Here is an 18,641-nt window from a genome sequence, read left to right on the forward strand (position 1 = left end):
TATCCCCTATTTTGACATCTCTGTTTAAATTCAAATAAAAAACCGGACATCTAAATGTCCGGTTCATCATTCTATTAACCAAATACTTTTAAAAGCTCTTCTTGATCCTGAGAAAGCCAGAAACGCATTAAACGTTTTGCCCCTTCAAGATCATGAAGCTTCGCTTGTCCGCATTGCTCTTCGTTTGCAGCAGGAATTTCTGTTACTTCAACCGCATCCTTGAATGTTGCATCAAGAAGTTCAACGATCTCTTTTGGAGTTGGTGCACCACTGACAACTAAATAGTAGCCTGTCTGGCAGCCCATTGGAGAAATATCGATGATATCAAAATGATCATATTTCTCTGAGTGTGTTCTAATATTAAAGGCAAGCAAATGCTCTAATGTATGAATCGTATCAGGTTTCATCGCCTGCTTGTTGGGCTGACAAAAACGAATATCAAATTTATTTACTTCCCCATCTGATCCCACTTTATGAACGCCGCAATGACGAACATATGGCGCTTTTACAGCATTATGATCAAGTTCAAAACTTTCGACTGAAGGCATAATCACCACTCCTATAATTGCAATTTCCTATATTATAACATATTTCTCCGACCAGTTTAGTTTATAAAACTTTCCTTCCTTGTCCTTTTTTCTTATACTGTGGAAGACAGACAAGGAGGAACCTCTATGAAACAAATTTTTATCGGCATAATACGCTTTTATCAAAAATGTATTTCCCCTCTTACACCGCCAAGCTGCCGGTTTTATCCAACATGCTCAAACTATGGACTAGAGGCGATCAAAACGCATGGCGCGGTCAAGGGCGGCTGGCTCACCATAAAACGGATTTTGAAATGTCATCCGCTTCATCCTGGCGGCATCGATCCTGTTCCGCCTAAAAAGGAAAAATAACTTACTTTTCTTCATATCCGTTGACAACTAAGTCAAGCTTCCCTGTTCCAGGATCAATGACAAGCCCGTGTACAGGTACATCTGATGGAAGAAGCGGGTGATTTTTCACTACGGACACACTGTCCTTCACGCTCTCTTCGACTGAACTAAAGCTTTTGAGCCACTGTTTAAAATCAATTCCTGAGTATTCCAGTACTTCAATACGTTTTTCTGGAATACCGCGCTCAACGGCTTTATTTAAAAGTGTCTGGCTGTCTATTTTACTCATCCCGCAATCATGATGCCCAATGACATATACCTCGTCAGCATTTAATTCGTAAACAGCAACTAAAATGCTTCGCATAATACTTCCAAATGGATGAGAAACAAGCGCCCCAGCACTTTTGACAATCTTAATATCACCATTTTTCATGTTCATGGCACGCGGAAGCAGTTCAACAAGTCTTGTATCCATACACGATAGAATGACAGCTTTTTTCTGTGGAAACTTTGTTGTTGTAAATTCTTCGTATTTCTTTTCTTCAATAAATTGTTGATTATATTCGATGATTTCATCTAAAAGTTTCATACGTTTGTCCATTCCTTTATCTTTTTTTAAAAATAAATATAGCACAATGTAAGAAATTTCGTCACGTTTTGCAGCTTATTTTTTTAGAGGAAACATCTGCTGACGAAAATTTTTTATTTTCCTCTTTTCAAATCGTAATTATTACGATACAATAACTCAGGACATTAAATCGTAATCATTTCTATCTATTAGATTGAGAGGAGACATTTTCTACATGAAAAAAATCTTTTTTATTTTAACAGCTGCTTTATTCGCGATCGGTCTTGCCGCTTGCTCAAGCAGTGCGGGCACGAATGCTTCAAAAGGTAAGGCAGACGGGAAACTAACCATTTACACCACGATCTTCCCAATCCAAGATTTTACTGAAAAAATTGGCGGCTCTCACGTTCATGCCCAAAGCGTGTATCCTGCAAATGCAGATGCACACAGCTTTGAACCAAGTTCAAAAACAATGGTTGAAATGGCTGAAGGTGATGCCTTTATCTACAGCGGCACAGGGGCTGAAGCATTCGCAGACAAAACTGCTGCCACTTTAAAAGACCAAGGTGTGAAAACAGTCAAAGCAGCCGACGGCATCAAATTGTTATCGACAAATGAAGAACATGCACATGAAGAAGGCGAAGATCATGACCATGAAGGTGAAGACCATGATCATGACGGGCACGATCACAGAGATAAGGACCCTCATGCATGGTTAGACCCGGTTTATGCGCAGCAAATGGCGAAAAACATTAAAGACACACTCGTCTCATTAGATCCAGATCATAAAGATGAATACACAAAAAACTATGAACATCTAAAAAAAGATTTACAATCATTAGATCAAGAATTCAAAACAACGTTATCTAAAGCGAAACATAAAGAAATCCTTGTTTCTCACGCAGCTTATGGTTATTGGGAAAAGCGCTATGGCATTGAGCAAATCAGTGTTTTAGGATTATCCGCTTCTGAAGAGCCATCACAAAAACAGCTCGAAAACATTGTACAAAAAGCGGAAAAGCATCACATTCAATACGTTATTTTTGAAAACAACGTCAGTAGCAAAGTATCAGATACAATCCGCAGTGAAATTGGGGCAAAAAGCTTGACCCTTAAAAATCTAGAATCCATTACTGAAGATGATGCCAAAAACGGCGAAAGCTACGTCAGCTTAATGAAACAAAACTTAAAGACCTTAAACACCGCTTTAAATGATTAATGCTTTGAACCCCGGCTGATCACCCGGGGTTTTTTACTGTCAAAAAAAGCACACCGTTATCAGGCGTGCTTTTTTGATTACATTTGATATTTTTTCTTAAACTGCTCGGCTCTTCCGCCTTTTTCTCCGAATTTTTGGCGCCCTGTATAAAAAGGATGCGTATCAGAGCTTGTTTCTACTTTAATGACAGGATACGTTTTCCCATCTTCCCACTCTACTGTCTCGTTTGATGTCTTTGTTGATCTACTCAAGAAGCGGTAACCGCTGTTTACGTCCATAAATACAACTTCATGTGAGGTTGGATGAATATCTCTTTTCAATGTCAAAACTCCTTTCGTTAATAAAACGTAATGGTTACGTTTTATATTTATATTCTACTCCCTCTTTTACAACTTGTCAAAAAACAAGCTTTCTTAGTCAGGAAGAATAATCTAAAAATGGTGGAGAATAATAAGCATCATGAAAAAGAGAAGCGATAAGAAAGGCGGAGAAAAAATTGACTGATCTCGTTTTAGCTAGAAGCCTGTTCGGCACAACCATGGGCTTTCATATTATTTATGCCTCGCTTGGCGTTGGCATCCCGCTAATGATTTTGTTAGCTGAACTCATCTTTCAAAAAACGAAGGACCCTCATTATGCCATCATGGCCAAGCGGTGGACAAAAGCACAGGCTGTTCTGTTAGGGGTCGCCATTCCAACAGGTACAATTGCTGGTACGCAGCTTGCCCTTTTATGGCCAGGTTTTATGGAGGTCATCGGAAAGGTCATGTCACTGCCATTCCAGATTGAAATTTATGCGTTCTTTATAGAAGCATTATTTATGTCTATTTATGTGTACGCAGCGGATCGCCTATCAAATGCAATGCGCATCATTACCGTTATTTTTATCGTCATTGGTGCAGCTGCATCAGCGATTCTAATTACAAACGTACATGCTTTTGAAGGGACACCTGCTGGCTTTCAGATGGTGAATGGAGAAATCACAAATATCGAGCCTTGGAAGGCCTTTTTCAATCCAAGCTTTGCTGTAACTGCTACACATGTTGTGCTGTCTGCTTTTACAACAGGTGCTTTTGTGATTGCTTCAGTTGCAGCTTTTAAAATGCTCAAAACGAGAAAAAATGAGAAGCTCTATACATTTCATCGAAAAGCCCTTTTTCTTGGACTCATTGTAGGAGGACTTTTCTCCTTTCTAACAGCCTTAAATGGCCACGAATCCGCTCAGCTTCTGTATGAATATCAGCCTGAAAAGCTGGCTGGAGCTGAAGGTTTATTTGAAACGCAATCACATGCGCCTCTTGCAATAGGTGGTTTTACGGATGCTGATTCGCAGGAAATTAAAGGTGCGATCGAAATTCCTTGGGCGCTCAGTTTTCTGGCAGGAAATAGCTTTGATACAGTGGTCAAAGGCTTAAATGATTTTCCTCGTGACGAGTGGCCGCCTTTATTTATACACACATTATTTAACGGCATGGTCATTATTGGATCGGTGCTCATTCTATTTGCGGTATTAGCCCTGCTTTACCGTAAAATTTTAAAACGGGACAAATTTCCGAAGTGGCTTCTTTTTCTTTACTTATTCGGCGGGCCTCTTAGTCTTTTGGCTATTGAATTTGGCTGGATCTTTGCTTGTACAGGCCGCCAGCCATGGGTCATTTATCGAATGCTCAAAACCTCCGAGGTTGTCACATCATCTGGCTCGATCGGAACACTTTTTATCCTTTTTGCCATTGTCTATCTCATCTTAGGCATAGCAACCGTTATTGTGCTGACGTACTACTTTAGAAAAAATACGATTGAAGAAGACCTACGGTTAACAGAATCTTAAAAAAGGAGCGATCTTGATGCAAATGGATGTTACAACTGATGCGCTCATTGCAATCACCATCTTATGGGGATTCGTTTTTATCTATGCAGTGATGGCATCAATGGATTTCGGAGCAGGATTTTGGTCGATGATTTATATGAATAGAGAACAAACAAAAGCCGCTAATATCGCAAATAAGTACCTTTCTCCAACATGGGAAGTGACAAACGTCTTTATTGTCGCCATCGTTGTCGCATTGTTCAGCCTGTTTCCAGGTGCGACCTTTGTACTTGGCACCGTTTTATTAATACCCGGCAGCATCATATTATTACTTCTTGCACTGCGAAGCGGGTTTCTCGTGTTTTCTCATTCACTGCCTAAGAAATACCGAAAAGCGGTGACGTATATTTCAGGGATCAGCGGCTTTATCATTCCGTCCATCCTGATCATGGTTCTCCCAATCACCCATGGTGGCTTTATCTTTCAGGAGAACAACGCCTACTCATTAGATCTTGGACTGGTCTTTACAAGTGCAAATGTCTATTCTTTTGTCGGCTTTGCCATTTTCAGCACCCTTTTCCTTTCGTCCTTGCTTTTAGCTGATTTCTCTAATGTAGCTGATGAAGATGAAGCTTACAGCATTTATAGAAGAGGAGCGCTCATTACGGGTCCACTTTCACTTATGATGGCCTTTTTTATCATGCTGACATTACGAAGCGAGGCCAATTGGCTGTTCACAAAAATGATGCAGAACATCCCTATTCTTCTTGTATCTCTCCTAATGTTTCTGCTCGCAGGACTGGCTCTATTTTTACCAAACAGCCGGTTTAAGCACCGGAAAGGAAGACCACGCCTTGCCGTCATTGCGATTACCATTCAATATTTCTTAGCAAGCTATGTGTATGGACGTGCCCATTTGCCTTACATGGCTTATCCAGATATTACAATCATGTCTGGATTTACAGACCCTGTCACATTTAGGGCATTATTTATCACCTATATTGTAGGTTTTATCATCTTGTTTCCCGGATTTTATTTCTTCTGGAAATTATTTATGAAGGATAAGCGCTATATTCGTCAGGAAGATTAACATGAATGGACGAGCTTCATTTCGGTTACATTATAGATGAAAGACATACTCAAAAGGAGGTCATCTGTATGAGTCAAAAAATCCTTTGTGAAGTCAATAACTGTTCCTATTGGAATGCTGGAAACCGCTGTGGTGCAGATGCAATCTATGTCGTCAGCCACACAGGAAATACGGCTGAGAAAAGCGAAGAAACGGATTGTAAAACGTTTAAACCACAAGACCTTTAAGTCTCATTAAAGGAGGCGCTTCATTTTGAAACATGATCGGCTGCTTCAAACGTTTTTTGACGAAATTCATGACGCGGATGAAGACGCATTCCACCAAGCCGCTCACTCCTTTTTAAATCTTTGGGATTATGAATATGGACATGCATCAAACATACCAAATGAAATTCATCAGTATATCGGACAGCTTGCTTATGACAGCGAGCTGGTTGAAGAGTAAGAAAGAGCGGATCACCGCTCTTTCTTTTTTGTTCAGACAGGAAGGAAAAACTTTCTCTCACTATACCTAGATTCTATTGTAGATGCAAAAGGTGATTCCTTCGTTTTTATCTCACAAAATCATGTTTTGTAAACACGTCGATTTTATCTGAAAACGAACGGAGCGCTTGGTAATCAACTTCCACGCCCATTCCTGGGGAGCGAGGCACCTCAATAAACCCATTTTCAACCTTAATTTCAGGAAAAATGATATCCTGCTCCCAAAATTTTGACGAAGCTGAAATATCACCGGGAATCGTAAATTGAGGAAGCGAAGCAAGTGCTACGTTCTGCGCTCGGGAAATACCTGTTTCAATCATCCCTCCGCACCATAAGGGAATTTGATGCTCCTTACTGAACGTATGAATTTTAAGAGCCTCTGTCAATCCGCCAACTCGTGAAGGCTTCACATTAATAATTTGACAGCTGCCAAGCTCTACAGCTTTTCTAGCATCATCTAAAGAACAAATACTTTCATCTAAACAAATCGGCGTTTTTAAATGCTTTTGCAAATGGCGGTGGTCCACAATATCATCTGCTGCTAAAGGCTGTTCAATCATTAATAAACGAATATCGTCCAGCTGCTTAAGCTTGCTAATATCTTTTAATTCATATGCAGAGTTTGCATCTGCCATTAATGGCAGATCAGGAAAAGACTCTCTGATCTTTTGAAGAAGTCCAATATCTTGTCCCGGTTTAATTTTCACCTTCACCCGCTGATATCCTTGGTCAACAAATTGCTGAATTTGCTCAAGCATATCGTCAATAGGGCCTAACCCCGCCACAACGCCAGATGGTATTTTATCTTTTGTACCGCCTAATACATCGCGTAAAGACTTATTCTCACGCTTCGCATAAATATCCCAAACAGCCGCTTCAATGCCTGCTTTCGCCATCCTATTGCCTTTAAAATGATACAGACTGTCAGGGATTTCTGAAGGATGTGTAAAGGTGCGCGTCAGCACGTTCGGGATAAAGAAAGCCCTCAGCATATGATAGCAAGTCTCAATTGTTTCTTCTGTATACCACGGAGAAGAAAAAGCAGAGACTTCTCCCCATCCAGTCAATCCTGTCTGATCTTTGACTTCAACAATAATAAACTCACGCTCTGAAATGGTTCCAAGACTTGTTGTAAATGGCTTTTTAAGCTTCATCGTGACATGATATAAAATTACTCGTTCAATTTGAATCATTTGAAAACCCCTTTGATCTGAGTCTGTGCCTTTGCAATTTATTCGACGCATTTCTTGGCAGCTCGTCCACAAAGTGAAAAGCGGCGGGCCATTTATATTTGGCTAAATGCGACCCACATAAAGCATAGAGCTCATTCTCCGGTATCTTATCATCTGTTACAAGGAAAGCAGCAGGTACCTCTCCCCACCTATCATCATACATACCCGTTACTCCGGCTTCCTTTACATGCGGATGTGTTAGCAGAACCGCTTCTATTTCCGCAGGATAAATATTTTCTCCGCCAGAAATAATTAAATCTGAACGGCGGTCAAGCACAAATAAGAACCCTTCCTCATCCACATAGCCAATATCACCCGTTTTCAGCCAGCCCTCATCAAAGGCAGCCGCGGTCGCTTCTTCACGGTAAAGGTATCCTTTCATCACATTTGCACCTTTCACCATAATTTCGCCATGCTCAAAAGGACGGCAAATGCGATCACCGTCTTGAATTTTCAGCTCACACCCAAAAAGAGGTTTTCCCGCTGAACCAAGCTTCTCTACACTAAATTCGGGCGCAAGGGTCACAATTTGTGAACAGGTTTCCGTCATCCCGTACGATTGAAAGACAGGAAAGCCCTTTTCTTTGCTTTCTTGGAGCATCGCATAAGGCGCAGGGCCTCCTCCTAATAAAAGACAGCGCAAAGAAGATGGACATTCTGCCAATCTGCTTAATAAACGAGATAACATCGTCTGCACAACGGAAATCATCGTCACACGATGCCGTTCAATAGAATCCTTTACTTCATCGACGTCAAACTTCTGATGAAGCACGACTGTCATTCCATATATCACAGACTTAAATAAAGCAGATAAGCCGCTAATATGAAAAAGAGGCAGGGCAATGAGCCAGCGGTCATCCTCTCTGAGACCCAGATTCAGTGCAGAGGAAACAGCACTATGAAAATGATTGCCATACGTTTGCTCTACCCCTTTTGGACGTCCTGTTGTCCCAGATGTATACATGATGGTCGCTGTTTCATTCAAATCAAATTCACTCTCGATCTTGTTGATATGGCCTTGCCCTGGTTCAGGTAAAGTTTCCATTGTATAAACGGGTAAATCACCCTCATGATCGCTTGCATAACTAGATTCTGTTAATAACGCCGCGGCTTTTGCATCTTCTAGCTGATAGCGCCTTTCAGCTTTTGTCAGCTTATTATTTAATAGCACAATTTTTAACCCTAATAAAAAACAGGCATGTACAAGCATCACCATATGAGGATGATTGTTCATCAAAAGCGCAACCGTTTCCCCTTTTTTCAATGATGCCTGAGCAAGTCTATTTGAAAGCACTTCCGCTTCTTGAGCTAATTCGTGAAATGTCCACTCCTTCTCTTGATAAATGAGTGCGACTCGATCTGGCGTTAAATAGGCACGGTGCAGCAGCCAATTAGGTTGCTTCATCATGACACCTCCTTTTTGTAAAAGAAAACAGCTTAGTCTGATGCACTAAGCTGTTGTTCATTGATATCATTGAATCAAGGGAAACGCGGGAACTGGCCGAAGTCCGGCTTGCGTTTTTCCTTAAAGGAATCGCGTCCTTCTTTTGCTTCATCTGTTGTGTAATAAAGAAGTGTCGCATCTCCTGCAAATTGTTGAATTCCAGCTAATCCATCCGTATCTGCGTTAAATGCAGCCTTCAAGAATCGTAAAGCAGTCGGGCTCTTTTCTAGCATCTCCTCACACCACTTCACCGTTTCCTCTTCAAGCTGATCTAATGGGACAACTGTGTTAACAAGTCCCATATCAAGCGCTTCTTGTGCATTGTATTGACGGCATAAGTACCAGATTTCTCTTGCTTTCTTATGACCAACAATACGTGCAAGATAGCCTGAACCATAACCAGCATCAAAGCTGCCTACTTTTGGACCTGTTTGTCCAAAAATCGCATTATCTGCTGCAATCGTCAGGTCACACACAACGTGAAGAACGTGTCCTCCGCCAATCGCGTAACCTGCTACCATTGCGATAACTGGTTTTGGAATGACACGAATCAAACGCTGCAAGTCTAATACATTTAGACGTGGAATTTGATCGTCTCCTACATAACCGCCATGGCCGCGAACTTTTTGGTCTCCACCAGAACAGAATGCTTTTCCGCCAGCACCTGCAAGAACAATTACACCAACTTCTGAATTATCACGAGCCCGTGAAAATGCATCAATTAATTCACTAACAGTCTTTGGGGTAAACGCGTTATGTACGTGTGGACGATTAATCGTAATCTTTGCGATCCCATTGTACGTTTCATATAAAATTTCGTCATACTGACGCTCTGTTTGCCATTCAATAGCCATCAATATTTCCTCCTCTAATCTTGCTCTAAAATAAACTCACTTACTATTTTACCAAAAAAATGTGGTTGTTCCACATGAACTGTATGCCCGGCATGCTCAGCCAAAATGAATTGACTTCCTTTCAGCTCCTGCTGCATACGTTTGCCGATATGGCAGAACTTTTCATCAAGCGTTCCGCAAATGAACAAAGCAGGCAAATGAATATGCTTTAACGCCTTCCAAACAGACGGCTGTGAACCTGTTCCAATTCCTTCTAAGCTGCGAGCCAGTCCAAGAGGATTGGCTTTGAGTCTTCCCTCTCTCAGCTCAGTCTGCCTTTCAGCTGATAAAGTTTTCTGAGACGCAAACAAAGGAATGCTTTCCCAAAAATCCACAAACTTCACTAAGCCTTCATGTCTAATCTTTTGAGCAAGCTGATGATCATGCTTTAGTCTTGCCATCCGCTCTTTAAAAGTGCGAAGCCCAGGAGACGTACTCTCAAGGATCAATTTATTGACACGATCTGGATAACGAGCGGCAAAAGATAAAGCAATACGTCCTCCCATAGAATATCCGAGAATATTCACTTTGTGAAGCTTTAATTGGTTTAAAATCTCTACAAGATCTGCCAGCTGCTGAGACATTGCATATCTTCTCACACTTTCTGGCGAGTCCGTACGCCCATGTCCGAGCAAGCTGACCTGAATCAGTCTTGTATTCTCCAAATAAGCATTCAAGAACGTCCAAGACGCTGCACTTCCAGTGAATCCGTGTAAGCATAGTGTAGCATTTGCTGCCGAAGGGTTCTGGTCCACCACTTCGTACGCTACCCCATCACGCATTCTTATGATGAGAGAAGGCATTCTTTTTTCACTTCTTCCAATATGTCATCTATCATTTGACGATGCTTGTCTACACGGGAATGACGATCTGTTTCAATTTCAATTAAATGAAGACCAGGTTCATCGATATGCGCCATGTACACATCATGTAACTCTTGTTTCGTTGCCGGTTTCGAATAGGTTCCCCCATATAACTTCGATGCATACTCAAAATTCAGTCCTGTCGGCGTACCGAAGAGCTTTTCATAATACGGTTCATCAGACGCCTGCGGAAGGAAAGAAAAGATACCTCCCCCATCATTGTTTATCAAAACAACTGTCAGCGGAATGTCCATCAGCTTAGCTGCAAGCAGACCGTTCATATCATGGTAAAATGATAAATCTCCAATGACTAAAGTGACTGGCTGCTTCAATGCTGCATACGTGCCAAGTGCTGTGGACACAACGCCGTCAATGCCATTTGCTCCGCGATTGGCCATCATTCGAAAAGGCTTGGACTGAGTTTCAAAAAATGTATCTACATCACGTATCGGCATACTATTTCCGATAAAAAGGATACTCTCCTTTGGCAAGAGGTGCTGAAGCTGACGGTACACATTCCCTTCAAAGGACAAATCCTCATCTGAATAGCGGGCTGCATGCGTTCTGAATGAAGAATTAGCATTCTGCCAGCAGTTTAAGAAGCTTGTCTCTTTACGTTGTACTGCTTGATTTAATGCTGCTTCTACAAAAGCAGACACAGTACTTTCAATGACGTATGAAGCACTTAACCCAGGATCACGAAAACCTCCGGCTGCATCTACAACAATCTGCTTCACTTCCGCATGTTTTTCCAGCCACTTGAATAAGGGCTTAGATACAGGCATCGGTCCAAAACGAATGACCATATCCGGCAATAGGTGCTGCTGTAATGCTTCATCTTTTAATAAAGAATCATACGCATCGATAATCAGATCTTCATTTACATGTCCGTTGCGCAAAAGAGACAGCGGGTCAGCTAAAATAGGTAAATGAAGAGCTTTCGAAAGGCGTAAAACTGCCTCTTTTTCTTCCTGTGTATGAAGTTCACCAGCCACAATCAGTCCCTTTTTGGAATGGTTCATGACGGTTACGATTTCAGACATCACTCGATCATTTGGGAAAGTCTGACCTGATGCTAATACCTTTTTCGTGTCTGATTCTTCTCTCGCGAAAGGATCAATAGACAGATCAGGAAGCAATGGTTCTCTCAGAGGTACATTAATCTGAACAGGCCCCTTTGGCTCCTGCATCGACATGTGATTTGCTCTCGCAGCTGCTGTCTGAACATATCGCAGCATTGTTTGACTTTCCTCTGGCAATGCTAAGTCTGTGAACCATTTAACAAACTTACCGAATAAGAATTGCTGATCAATCGCTTGAGGTGCTCCAACTTCCCTCAATTCGTGCGGCCGATCAGCAGTTAAAACAATAAGAGGTACACGAGAATAATGCGCCTCTACAATGGCTGGATAAAAGTTAGCAGCTGCTGTACCTGATGTACAAATAAGCAGCACTGGTGATTGACTTGCTTTTGCAAGACCAAGCGCATAAAAAGCAGCAGACCGTTCGTCCACTAAAACATGGACATGGATGTCTTGATGAGCAAGAGCCAGCATCGCAAGCGGAGTTGAACGAGAACCTGGACAGACAACTGCCTCTTTCACACCACCTTGGACGAATTCATCCATCAATCTGCCTATATATGTGGTCATGATGTGATTATTCAATAGGATGACCTCCAAGAGCAGACAGCATTGGTCTTAACTTCACTTGTGTTTCCTCATACTCCTGCTTTGCAAGGGAATCCTCTACAATTCCGCAGCCAGCGAACAAACGAACATGATCTTCCTCAATAAGACCTGACCGAATGGCTACAGCAAATTCTCCATTATCCTGAGAATCAATCCAGCCTACCGGCGCCGCATACCAGCCGCGCTTGAGCGGTTCGATTTCACGAATCACTTCTATAGCCTTTTCCTTCGGATATCCGCCTAGTGCCGGCGTCGGATGGAGCTGCTCAATTAATGAAAAAAGGGAACAGCTGCTTTTGATTTCTCCCACAATCGGTGTAAACAAATGCTGAATGTTTTTTGTTTTATAAAGACTTGGTTGATTTGGTTTATGCACATGAAGGCAATTCGCTTTAAATGCTTGCTCAATCATATTGACGACAATTTGATGTTCAATTAAATTCTTCTCATCATGCAGCAGTTCCTCGCCTAATGCGTGATCCTCCGCTTCATCTTTTCCGCGAACAATGGAACCTGCTAAACAGGATGAAAAGACCTCTCCGCCGCTTTTTTTCACTAAGCGTTCCGGCGTTGCTCCGACAAATGCTTGTCTTCCCTGTTCAACTGCAAATACATAACTCGTTGTTTGATGCTTTAATAATTCTGCTAATAGTGGAGCAAGTTCAATTTGATTTTTATAGTGAAGCAAGACTTCTCTTGCTAAAACAACCTTTTCATATTCGTTTGCACGAATGTGGTCTGTCGCTTCTTGGATCGCCTTCATCCATTCGTTCACATCCAGCTCTTCCATATGAACAAGTTCAGCTTGTCCACCAGTCCGTACTGGCAATGTCTCGAAACGAGAGGCCTTTTGTTCTAATTCTTGAATAAGCTGATGAACATTCCCGTCCACCTGCTTCCACTCATTGATCGTAAGAAAGCTGCCTTCTTTTGAAACAGTCAGCATGATCGATGGCACAAAAAAATGAGCCTCGCCAAATGCTTCCCAATGACGCGCCTTCTCTTCGTGCGGATCAAACGAGAATCCTCCAAATAAAAGCGGACCAACAGCCGCTTGCTTTAACTCCTTCTCATCATGAAAATGGAACATGTGCTGCTTTAGCTGTTCCCATTCTTGATGGACTATATCGAATCGTTCCTTGCCTTGCTCAGATGATTTAATGACGGCCGCTCTGCCAAGTCCAGAAAATATCATTTGGCTTTCTGGATCAGACCAAAAAAACCGCTCGCCTAAAAAATCCGCTTCGCCGCTTTGGAAAAAGGCAAGAGGATCCAGATCGTCAACTCTTCTGGAGTAGCTTATCAAAACAGCATGGTTGACGTTATTCGCTTCTTCTAATGTCGCGAGCGCTTCCTGCCGGAAAGTACTTTGCACTGTTGTCACCATGATACATTCCTCCAAAATCCATGAAATAACATAAAAAAATAAAACCCATAATGAAAAAATACATGAACATTCGAATATGTCGAATGACCTGCTTTTCTATTATAAACCTTAACAGATGAACTTAGTAAAGAAAACAGCTTTTAAAACCTCGAATCCTTATTATATCACGCTTTCAAGATTTTTTCGCTCCTGCTTATTGAAACGAGAGCATCTAAGGTAAAATGGCAGGACCTGTTTCTAAAATCAAGCTTTCCTTCGATATGGCAACGATTAGCAAACATCTTTTTCCCGATTCATCGCATCAATATATTGACACCTTTTTGAACTTTGCTAAACTGGAATTTGGACGTGTACGTATTTTTTTATTTAAAGGAGTATATTTTATGCAGCATCAATCGATATCAGATCAGCTTTCACCAATAAAGCCTGATAAAAACTGGCGAATTTGGTGGAATTTACTACGACCGCATACACTAACAGCGGCATTTATTCCCGTTACTTTAGGAACTGTTTTAGCACTTCCAAGTGGTCAAATACATGGTGGGCTATTTTTAGCCATGCTGTTTGCATCTATGTTTATCCAAATCGCAACAAACATGTTTAATGAGTACTTTGATTATGTTCGCGGGCTGGACAACGAGAAATCTGTCGGCATCGGCGGAGCCATTGTAAGAAACGGTGTGAAGCCAAAGACAGTCCTCACCCTTGCTTATGCACTATTTGCGGTTTCTTTATTACTTGGGGTATATATTTGCATGATGTCTAGCTGGTGGATTGCACTAATAGGTCTTATTTGTATGGCAGCAGGCTATTTCTATACTGGCGGCCCTGTACCAATTGCATATACACCGTTTGGAGAACTTGTTTCAGGTGCTTTTATGGGATTAGGAATCATCCTGATTAGTTTCTATATCCAAACAGGCACACTGACGTCTAAAGCTGTTCTCGTCTCACTACCAATTTCTATTTTAGTTGGTGCCATCTTACTGTCGAACAATATCCGTGATTTAGACGGGGACAAGGAAAATGGACGAAGAACACTTGCCATTCTTGCTGGACGCAAAGCTGCAGTGAACATTTTACTTTCCATGTTTTTGGTATCATATGTACTCATTTTTGTTTATATCTTCACAGATATCGTCGGCCTTTGGAGTCTTCTTGTTTTACTCAGTGTGCCAAAAGCCTATACAGCCATTAAAGAGTTTAAACAAAAAGAAAAACCGATTGAATTAATGAATGCCATGAAATCTACAGCTCAAACCAATACATTTTTTGGTTTTCTGCTGACGATCGCTTTGATCTTACAATACTATATCGCGTAACAAAGAACGCCTGCAGCCGCAGGCGTTTTTTTAATAAGAAATTGCTTCAAATTGGAACTAGTCTTACATACAAAATTGCTCATACTAACAATATGTTTGATATGAAAGGATGATCGCTTTGTTGTCTAAAGACGAATTACATCATTTGAAGCAGCGCCTTCTCGATGAAAAGAAAGAACTTGAAGCCAAAAGCCATGACGATGAACAGAAAGTATCCTTTCCTTACGATTCGATCGGTGAATTGTCTGCCTATGATAACCACCCGGGTGATCAAGGGACAGAGCTGTTCGAGCGGGGGAAAGATATTGCTTTAAACAGCTTGGAACATGAACATATGTTAGACATCAATGAAGCACTCCAAGCCATTGTAGACGGCTCTTACGGTCTGTGTAAGGTCTGTAAAGCCCCTATTCCAAAGGAACGCTTAGAAGCCTTGCCTACTGCCGTCACATGCACAGAGCATTCAAAAGAACAGACCGTTTCACAAAACCGTCCGATTGAAGAGGATTTATTAAGTCCTCCCGCGGGACAATTTGAAAATGAAGAAAGTGCTGCGTACGATGGAGAGGATGCCTACCAAGACGTAGAACGCTACGGAAACTCTGAGACCCCGTCTGATATGGAATTCCCTCCTCTAACATACGATGATGTGTATACACAATCAGAAGATGAAGATTATGTGGAGGACTACGAAGGATTCGCAGCTGCTGATATTGAAGGAAAAGCCAGCAAGGTGTATCCGACCAAAGCACACGAGGCCTATGAAGAAGCACTAGACGAAGAAGGTGTCATGACGGTATTTGGTGACTTGAAACCGTACGAGGAAGAACCTTATACACAAGAAAATCATTAGTCCCCTCATATTGGGGGCTTTATGTTTATATCATGTAATTATTGGGAAATCATTTTAAGAGTGAATTTGATTGGAGGAGATTCTTGATGGCTAGAAAAAGTATCATTTGGGCGATTGTCGTCTTCTTTATTACATACGCACTATTCTCTATTGCCGGATTCTTGTTCCCCATCGACAGAGAATGGTATGACGCATTGAATAAACCAGAATGGACGCCTGGTGGCGGTGTCATTGCTGCTGTGTGGGCTGTCTTATTTGCACTCATCTCATTGTCCGCAGCGATCATTTATGGAAAGTATGGATTTCAAAAAATTACATTACCATTTTGGATTCTTTTTCTTTTAAATTATGTATTCAATCAAGCCTTTAGCTTTTTTCAATTTACACAAAAGGATTTGTTTGCAGCTACAATCGACTGCCTGCTCGTCGCACTGACAGCACTTGCACTTGTCATCGTCTCACGTAAACTAAGCAAAGTCGTTCCAATTTTACTGATTCCTTATGTCTTATGGGGCTTCTTTGCCACATACTTGTCTTATACGATCTATTCCATGAATATGTAAAAAAAGACCGCCATGATGCGGTCTTTCGTTTTGGAGAAAATAAAAAAGAGATCTTTGACAAGATCTCTTTTAAAAATGACCCGTACGGGATTCGAACCCGTGTTACCGCCGTGAAAGGGCGGTGTCTTAACCGCTTGACCAACGGGCCAGATCAATGGCGGAGAAGGAGGGATTTGAACCCTCGCGCCGCTTACGCGACCTACACCCTTAGCAGGGGCGCCTCTTCAGCCACTTGAGTACTTCTCCATTTGGCTCCGCAGGTAGGATTCGAACCTACGACCGTTCGGTTAACAGCCGATAGCTCTACCACTGAGCTACTGCGGAAGATCATGGTGGGCCTGAGTGGACTCGAACCACCGACCTCACGCTTATCAGGCGTGCGCTCTAACCAGCTGAGCTACAGGCCCATGAACAGATATACAAATGGAGCGGGTGATGGGAATCGAACCCACGACATCAGCTTGGAAGGCTGAGGTTTTACCACTAAACTACACCCGCAAAAATATGTATGGGGCGATTGATGGGAATCGAACCCACGAGTGCCAGAGCCACAATCTGGTGCGTTAACCACTTCGCCACAACCGCCATACTATGAATATTTTGATAAAAGTGGCTCGGGACGGAATCGAACCGCCGACACACGGATTTTCAGTCCGTTGCTCTACCAACTGAGCTACCGAGCCAAGTATTCTTTTGAAAAATGGCGGTCCGGACGGGACTCGAACCCGCGACCTCCTGCGTGACAGGCAGGCATTCTAACCAACTGAACTACCGGACCATTTTGGTTGCGGGGGCAGGATTTGAACCTGCGACCTTCGGGTTATGAGCCCGACGAGCTACCGAACTGCTCCACCCCGCGATGATATGGGTTTTAAAAAATATGGCGGAGGAAGAGGGATTCGAACCCCCGCGGGCTTTGACACCCCTGTCGGTTTTCAAGACCGATCCCTTCAGCCGGACTTGGGTATTCCTCCGTATAGATGGTGGACCTTGTAGGACTCGAACCTACGACCGGACGGTTATGAGCCGTCTGCTCTAACCAACTGAGCTAAAGGTCCTTTATAGCGGCGGAGGGGATCGAACCCCCGACCTCACGGGTATGAACCGTACGCTCTAGCCAGCTGAGCTACACCGCCATGATCAAAATAATCTTTTAAAAAGTGGAGCCTAGCGGGATCGAACCGCTGACCTCCTGCGTGCAAGGCAGGCGCTCTCCCAGCTGAGCTAAGGCCCCATAAAAGATGGTCGGGAAGACAGGATTCGAACCTGCGACCCCTTGGTCCCAAACCAAGTGCTCTACCAAGCTGAGCTACTTCCCGATCTTAATGGCGCGCCCGAGAGGAGTCGAACCCCTAACCTTTTGATCCGTAGTCAAACGCTCTATCCAATTGAGCTACGGGCGCTTATTTATAATGCCGAGGGCCGGACTTGAACCGGCACGGTAGTCACCTACCGCAGGATTTTAAGTCCTGTGTGTCTGCCAATTCCACCACCCCGGCGTGGATGGTATAAGCGGAAGACGGGATTCGAACCCGCGACCCCCACCTTGGCAAGGTGGTGTTCTACCACTGAACTACTTCCGCATTACAGGATTTCTTTATTTTATTTGGCAATGCGGGTGAAGGGACTTGAACCCCCACGTCATAAAGACACTAGATCCTAAGTCTAGCGCGTCTGCCAATTCCGCCACACCCGCATGAAACATGGTGAGCCATGAAGGACTCGAACCTTCGACCCTCTGATTAAAAGTCAGATGCTCTACCAACTGAGCTAATGGCTCGCTTCAAAAAGCGACTTGTCTATCTTACCATATGAAAGTGGTGCCGGCAAGAGGACTTGAACCCCCAACCTACTGATTACAAGTCAGTTGCTCTACCAGTTGAGCTACACCGGCTTTATCTATCCTAACATTATGTAAGAATAAATATGGTGGAGGATGACGGGCTCGAACCGCCGACCCTCTGCTTGTAAGGCAGATGCTCTCCCAGCTGAGCTAATCCTCCACTATGTAGGAATCTCTCGATCCGACAAAGATTATTATATACAGGTTTTAATCATTTGTAAAGGCTATATTAAAAAAATTTTATTTCAATTTTCATTGCGTATTTCTTTTAACAAATGATCGTCATTTCTCCTATTCAAACAGCTGCTGTTCCACGTTCAGCAGCTGAACTTCTCTCTTCTATATTCTCTTTTAAAACGTTCGATTCCTTCAGAAATATTAGCAGTCCCTCATTTTTATACTTTAATGATATATGTATCTCTTTAGCCGTAAGCATTTATAAAAATCATAGTGGCTTACACATCTTTAATTTCCCTATATAAGCTGATACTCTGTCTCTCTATTGT

The 18,641-nt window shown here is 42.5% G+C and carries 18 protein-coding genes and 21 tRNA genes; 9 read left to right on the plus strand and 30 right to left on the minus strand.

Annotated features, from left to right (window positions below; translation table 11 throughout):
- Positions 1 to 74: 74 nt before the first annotated feature.
- Complete coding sequence (locus tag MHB41_RS13830) at positions 75 to 548, minus strand: S-ribosylhomocysteine lyase (RefSeq protein WP_003217624.1); 474 nt, start codon at positions 546 to 548, stop codon at positions 75 to 77.
- Between the two features lie 126 nt (positions 549 to 674).
- Between MHB41_RS13830 and yidD the strand changes: the two genes are divergently transcribed.
- A complete protein-coding gene (gene yidD / locus MHB41_RS13835; protein ID WP_024425785.1) occupies positions 675 to 899 on the plus strand; it encodes a membrane protein insertion efficiency factor YidD in 225 nt (74 codons plus the stop codon).
- A gap of 1 nt (position 900) precedes the next feature.
- Here the strand turns inward: yidD and MHB41_RS13840 are convergent, their stop codons facing one another.
- Entirely contained in the window at positions 901 to 1,467 is a 567-nt protein-coding gene (locus MHB41_RS13840; protein ID WP_024424929.1) for a carbonic anhydrase, read from the minus strand.
- Positions 1,468 to 1,681: 214 nt separating this feature from the next.
- Between MHB41_RS13840 and MHB41_RS13845 the strand changes: the two genes are divergently transcribed.
- Positions 1,682 to 2,665, plus strand: a complete 984-nt coding sequence (locus tag MHB41_RS13845; RefSeq protein WP_327827705.1) for a zinc ABC transporter substrate-binding protein — start codon at positions 1,682 to 1,684, stop codon at positions 2,663 to 2,665.
- Positions 2,666 to 2,742: 77 nt separating this feature from the next.
- Here the strand turns inward: MHB41_RS13845 and MHB41_RS13850 are convergent, their stop codons facing one another.
- Positions 2,743 to 2,985: a type B 50S ribosomal protein L31 gene (locus tag MHB41_RS13850; RefSeq protein WP_024424931.1), complete on the minus strand. Its 243-nt coding sequence runs from the start codon at positions 2,983 to 2,985 to the stop codon at positions 2,743 to 2,745.
- A gap of 176 nt (positions 2,986 to 3,161) precedes the next feature.
- Between MHB41_RS13850 and MHB41_RS13855 the strand changes: the two genes are divergently transcribed.
- The 4 genes from MHB41_RS13855 (at position 3,162) to MHB41_RS13870 (ending at position 6,006) form a co-directional block, all read left to right on the plus strand.
- Positions 3,162 to 4,493 carry a cytochrome ubiquinol oxidase subunit I gene (locus tag MHB41_RS13855; protein WP_041116879.1) on the plus strand — a complete coding sequence of 444 codons (1,332 nt, stop codon included), beginning with the start codon at positions 3,162 to 3,164 and terminating at the stop codon, positions 4,491 to 4,493.
- 22 nt (positions 4,494 to 4,515) lie between these two features.
- Positions 4,516 to 5,562 carry a cytochrome d ubiquinol oxidase subunit II gene (locus tag MHB41_RS13860; RefSeq protein WP_170825870.1) on the plus strand — a complete coding sequence of 349 codons (1,047 nt, stop codon included), beginning with the start codon at positions 4,516 to 4,518 and terminating at the stop codon, positions 5,560 to 5,562.
- A gap of 68 nt (positions 5,563 to 5,630) precedes the next feature.
- Complete coding sequence (locus tag MHB41_RS13865) at positions 5,631 to 5,789, plus strand: DUF1540 domain-containing protein (protein ID WP_008360682.1); 159 nt, start codon at positions 5,631 to 5,633, stop codon at positions 5,787 to 5,789.
- 25 nt (positions 5,790 to 5,814) lie between these two features.
- Positions 5,815 to 6,006 (plus strand): hypothetical protein, encoded by a 192-nt coding sequence (locus MHB41_RS13870; RefSeq protein ID WP_327827706.1) that lies wholly within the window; start codon positions 5,815 to 5,817, stop codon positions 6,004 to 6,006.
- Positions 6,007 to 6,112: 106 nt separating this feature from the next.
- Here the strand turns inward: MHB41_RS13870 and menC are convergent, their stop codons facing one another.
- The 6 genes from menC to MHB41_RS13900 form a co-directional block, all read right to left on the minus strand.
- On the minus strand, positions 6,113 to 7,237 hold the full coding sequence (gene menC / locus MHB41_RS13875; RefSeq protein WP_327827707.1) for an o-succinylbenzoate synthase: 1,125 nt from the start codon (positions 7,235 to 7,237) through the stop codon (positions 6,113 to 6,115).
- Positions 7,224 to 8,684 carry an o-succinylbenzoate--CoA ligase gene (locus tag MHB41_RS13880; protein ID WP_098677206.1) on the minus strand — a complete coding sequence of 487 codons (1,461 nt, stop codon included), beginning with the start codon at positions 8,682 to 8,684 and terminating at the stop codon, positions 7,224 to 7,226. The genes menC and MHB41_RS13880 overlap by 14 nt, the downstream gene beginning before the upstream one ends.
- A gap of 71 nt (positions 8,685 to 8,755) precedes the next feature.
- Positions 8,756 to 9,574, minus strand: coding sequence for a 1,4-dihydroxy-2-naphthoyl-CoA synthase (gene menB, locus MHB41_RS13885; protein ID WP_024424937.1), 819 nt, complete (start codon positions 9,572 to 9,574; stop codon positions 8,756 to 8,758).
- A 14-nt stretch (positions 9,575 to 9,588) separates the two neighbouring features.
- On the minus strand, positions 9,589 to 10,416 hold the full coding sequence (gene menH, locus MHB41_RS13890) for a 2-succinyl-6-hydroxy-2,4-cyclohexadiene-1-carboxylate synthase (protein ID WP_034279373.1): 828 nt from the start codon (positions 10,414 to 10,416) through the stop codon (positions 9,589 to 9,591).
- Positions 10,398 to 12,143 (minus strand): 2-succinyl-5-enolpyruvyl-6-hydroxy-3-cyclohexene-1-carboxylic-acid synthase, encoded by a 1,746-nt coding sequence (menD, locus tag MHB41_RS13895; RefSeq protein ID WP_065214482.1) that lies wholly within the window; start codon positions 12,141 to 12,143, stop codon positions 10,398 to 10,400. Before menD ends, menH begins: the two co-directional genes overlap by 19 nt.
- Positions 12,136 to 13,554, minus strand: coding sequence for an isochorismate synthase (locus MHB41_RS13900; protein WP_041116869.1), 1,419 nt, complete (start codon positions 13,552 to 13,554; stop codon positions 12,136 to 12,138). Before MHB41_RS13900 ends, menD begins: the two co-directional genes overlap by 8 nt.
- Before the next feature lie 383 nt (positions 13,555 to 13,937).
- Between MHB41_RS13900 and MHB41_RS13905 the strand changes: the two genes are divergently transcribed.
- From MHB41_RS13905 to MHB41_RS13915, 3 genes are all read left to right on the plus strand, one after another.
- Positions 13,938 to 14,876: a 1,4-dihydroxy-2-naphthoate polyprenyltransferase gene (locus tag MHB41_RS13905; RefSeq protein WP_034279366.1), complete on the plus strand. Its 939-nt coding sequence runs from the start codon at positions 13,938 to 13,940 to the stop codon at positions 14,874 to 14,876.
- 118 nt (positions 14,877 to 14,994) lie between these two features.
- Positions 14,995 to 15,729, plus strand: coding sequence for a TraR/DksA C4-type zinc finger protein (locus MHB41_RS13910; protein ID WP_176966851.1), 735 nt, complete (start codon positions 14,995 to 14,997; stop codon positions 15,727 to 15,729).
- An 86-nt stretch (positions 15,730 to 15,815) separates the two neighbouring features.
- A complete protein-coding gene (locus tag MHB41_RS13915) occupies positions 15,816 to 16,292 on the plus strand; it encodes a tryptophan-rich sensory protein (RefSeq protein ID WP_061109521.1) in 477 nt (158 codons plus the stop codon).
- 76 nt (positions 16,293 to 16,368) lie between these two features.
- Here MHB41_RS13915 and MHB41_RS13920 read toward each other — a convergent pair.
- The 21 genes from MHB41_RS13920 to MHB41_RS14020 all read right to left on the minus strand — a co-directional run bounded on the left by MHB41_RS13920 (position 16,369) and on the right by MHB41_RS14020 (position 18,295).
- Positions 16,369 to 16,440, minus strand: a tRNA-Glu gene (locus tag MHB41_RS13920).
- A gap of 7 nt (positions 16,441 to 16,447) precedes the next feature.
- Positions 16,448 to 16,538 (minus strand) — tRNA-Ser (locus tag MHB41_RS13925).
- A gap of 3 nt (positions 16,539 to 16,541) precedes the next feature.
- Positions 16,542 to 16,616 (minus strand) — tRNA-Asn (locus MHB41_RS13930).
- Between the two features lie 6 nt (positions 16,617 to 16,622).
- Positions 16,623 to 16,699 (minus strand) — tRNA-Ile (locus tag MHB41_RS13935).
- A gap of 17 nt (positions 16,700 to 16,716) precedes the next feature.
- Positions 16,717 to 16,790 (minus strand) — tRNA-Gly (locus MHB41_RS13940).
- Positions 16,791 to 16,801: 11 nt separating this feature from the next.
- Positions 16,802 to 16,877: transfer RNA gene (locus tag MHB41_RS13945), tRNA-His, on the minus strand.
- Between the two features lie 25 nt (positions 16,878 to 16,902).
- Positions 16,903 to 16,975, minus strand: a tRNA-Phe gene (locus tag MHB41_RS13950).
- Between the two features lie 18 nt (positions 16,976 to 16,993).
- Positions 16,994 to 17,070 (minus strand) — tRNA-Asp (locus MHB41_RS13955).
- 4 nt (positions 17,071 to 17,074) lie between these two features.
- A tRNA-Met gene (locus MHB41_RS13960) sits at positions 17,075 to 17,151 on the minus strand.
- Between the two features lie 22 nt (positions 17,152 to 17,173).
- Positions 17,174 to 17,266, minus strand: a tRNA-Ser gene (locus MHB41_RS13965).
- Between the two features lie 7 nt (positions 17,267 to 17,273).
- Positions 17,274 to 17,350 (minus strand) — tRNA-Ile (locus MHB41_RS13970).
- Between the two features lie 4 nt (positions 17,351 to 17,354).
- Positions 17,355 to 17,428 (minus strand) — tRNA-Met (locus MHB41_RS13975).
- Between the two features lie 25 nt (positions 17,429 to 17,453).
- Positions 17,454 to 17,526: transfer RNA gene (locus MHB41_RS13980), tRNA-Ala, on the minus strand.
- Positions 17,527 to 17,534: 8 nt separating this feature from the next.
- Positions 17,535 to 17,611 (minus strand) — tRNA-Pro (locus tag MHB41_RS13985).
- Positions 17,612 to 17,618: 7 nt separating this feature from the next.
- A tRNA-Arg gene (locus tag MHB41_RS13990) sits at positions 17,619 to 17,695 on the minus strand.
- Between the two features lie 10 nt (positions 17,696 to 17,705).
- Positions 17,706 to 17,791: transfer RNA gene (locus tag MHB41_RS13995), tRNA-Leu, on the minus strand.
- A gap of 12 nt (positions 17,792 to 17,803) precedes the next feature.
- Positions 17,804 to 17,875, minus strand: a tRNA-Gly gene (locus tag MHB41_RS14000).
- Between the two features lie 30 nt (positions 17,876 to 17,905).
- Positions 17,906 to 17,988: transfer RNA gene (locus tag MHB41_RS14005), tRNA-Leu, on the minus strand.
- A gap of 8 nt (positions 17,989 to 17,996) precedes the next feature.
- A tRNA-Lys gene (locus tag MHB41_RS14010) sits at positions 17,997 to 18,072 on the minus strand.
- Positions 18,073 to 18,110: 38 nt separating this feature from the next.
- Positions 18,111 to 18,186, minus strand: a tRNA-Thr gene (locus MHB41_RS14015).
- 33 nt (positions 18,187 to 18,219) lie between these two features.
- Positions 18,220 to 18,295 (minus strand) — tRNA-Val (locus tag MHB41_RS14020).
- Positions 18,296 to 18,641: the final 346 nt, after the last annotated feature.

Origin of the sequence: Bacillus sp. FSL H7-0578 (genome assembly GCF_038630855.1) — a bacterium.
In the GTDB taxonomy this organism is placed as follows: domain Bacteria; phylum Bacillota; class Bacilli; order Bacillales; family Bacillaceae; genus Bacillus; species Bacillus safensis.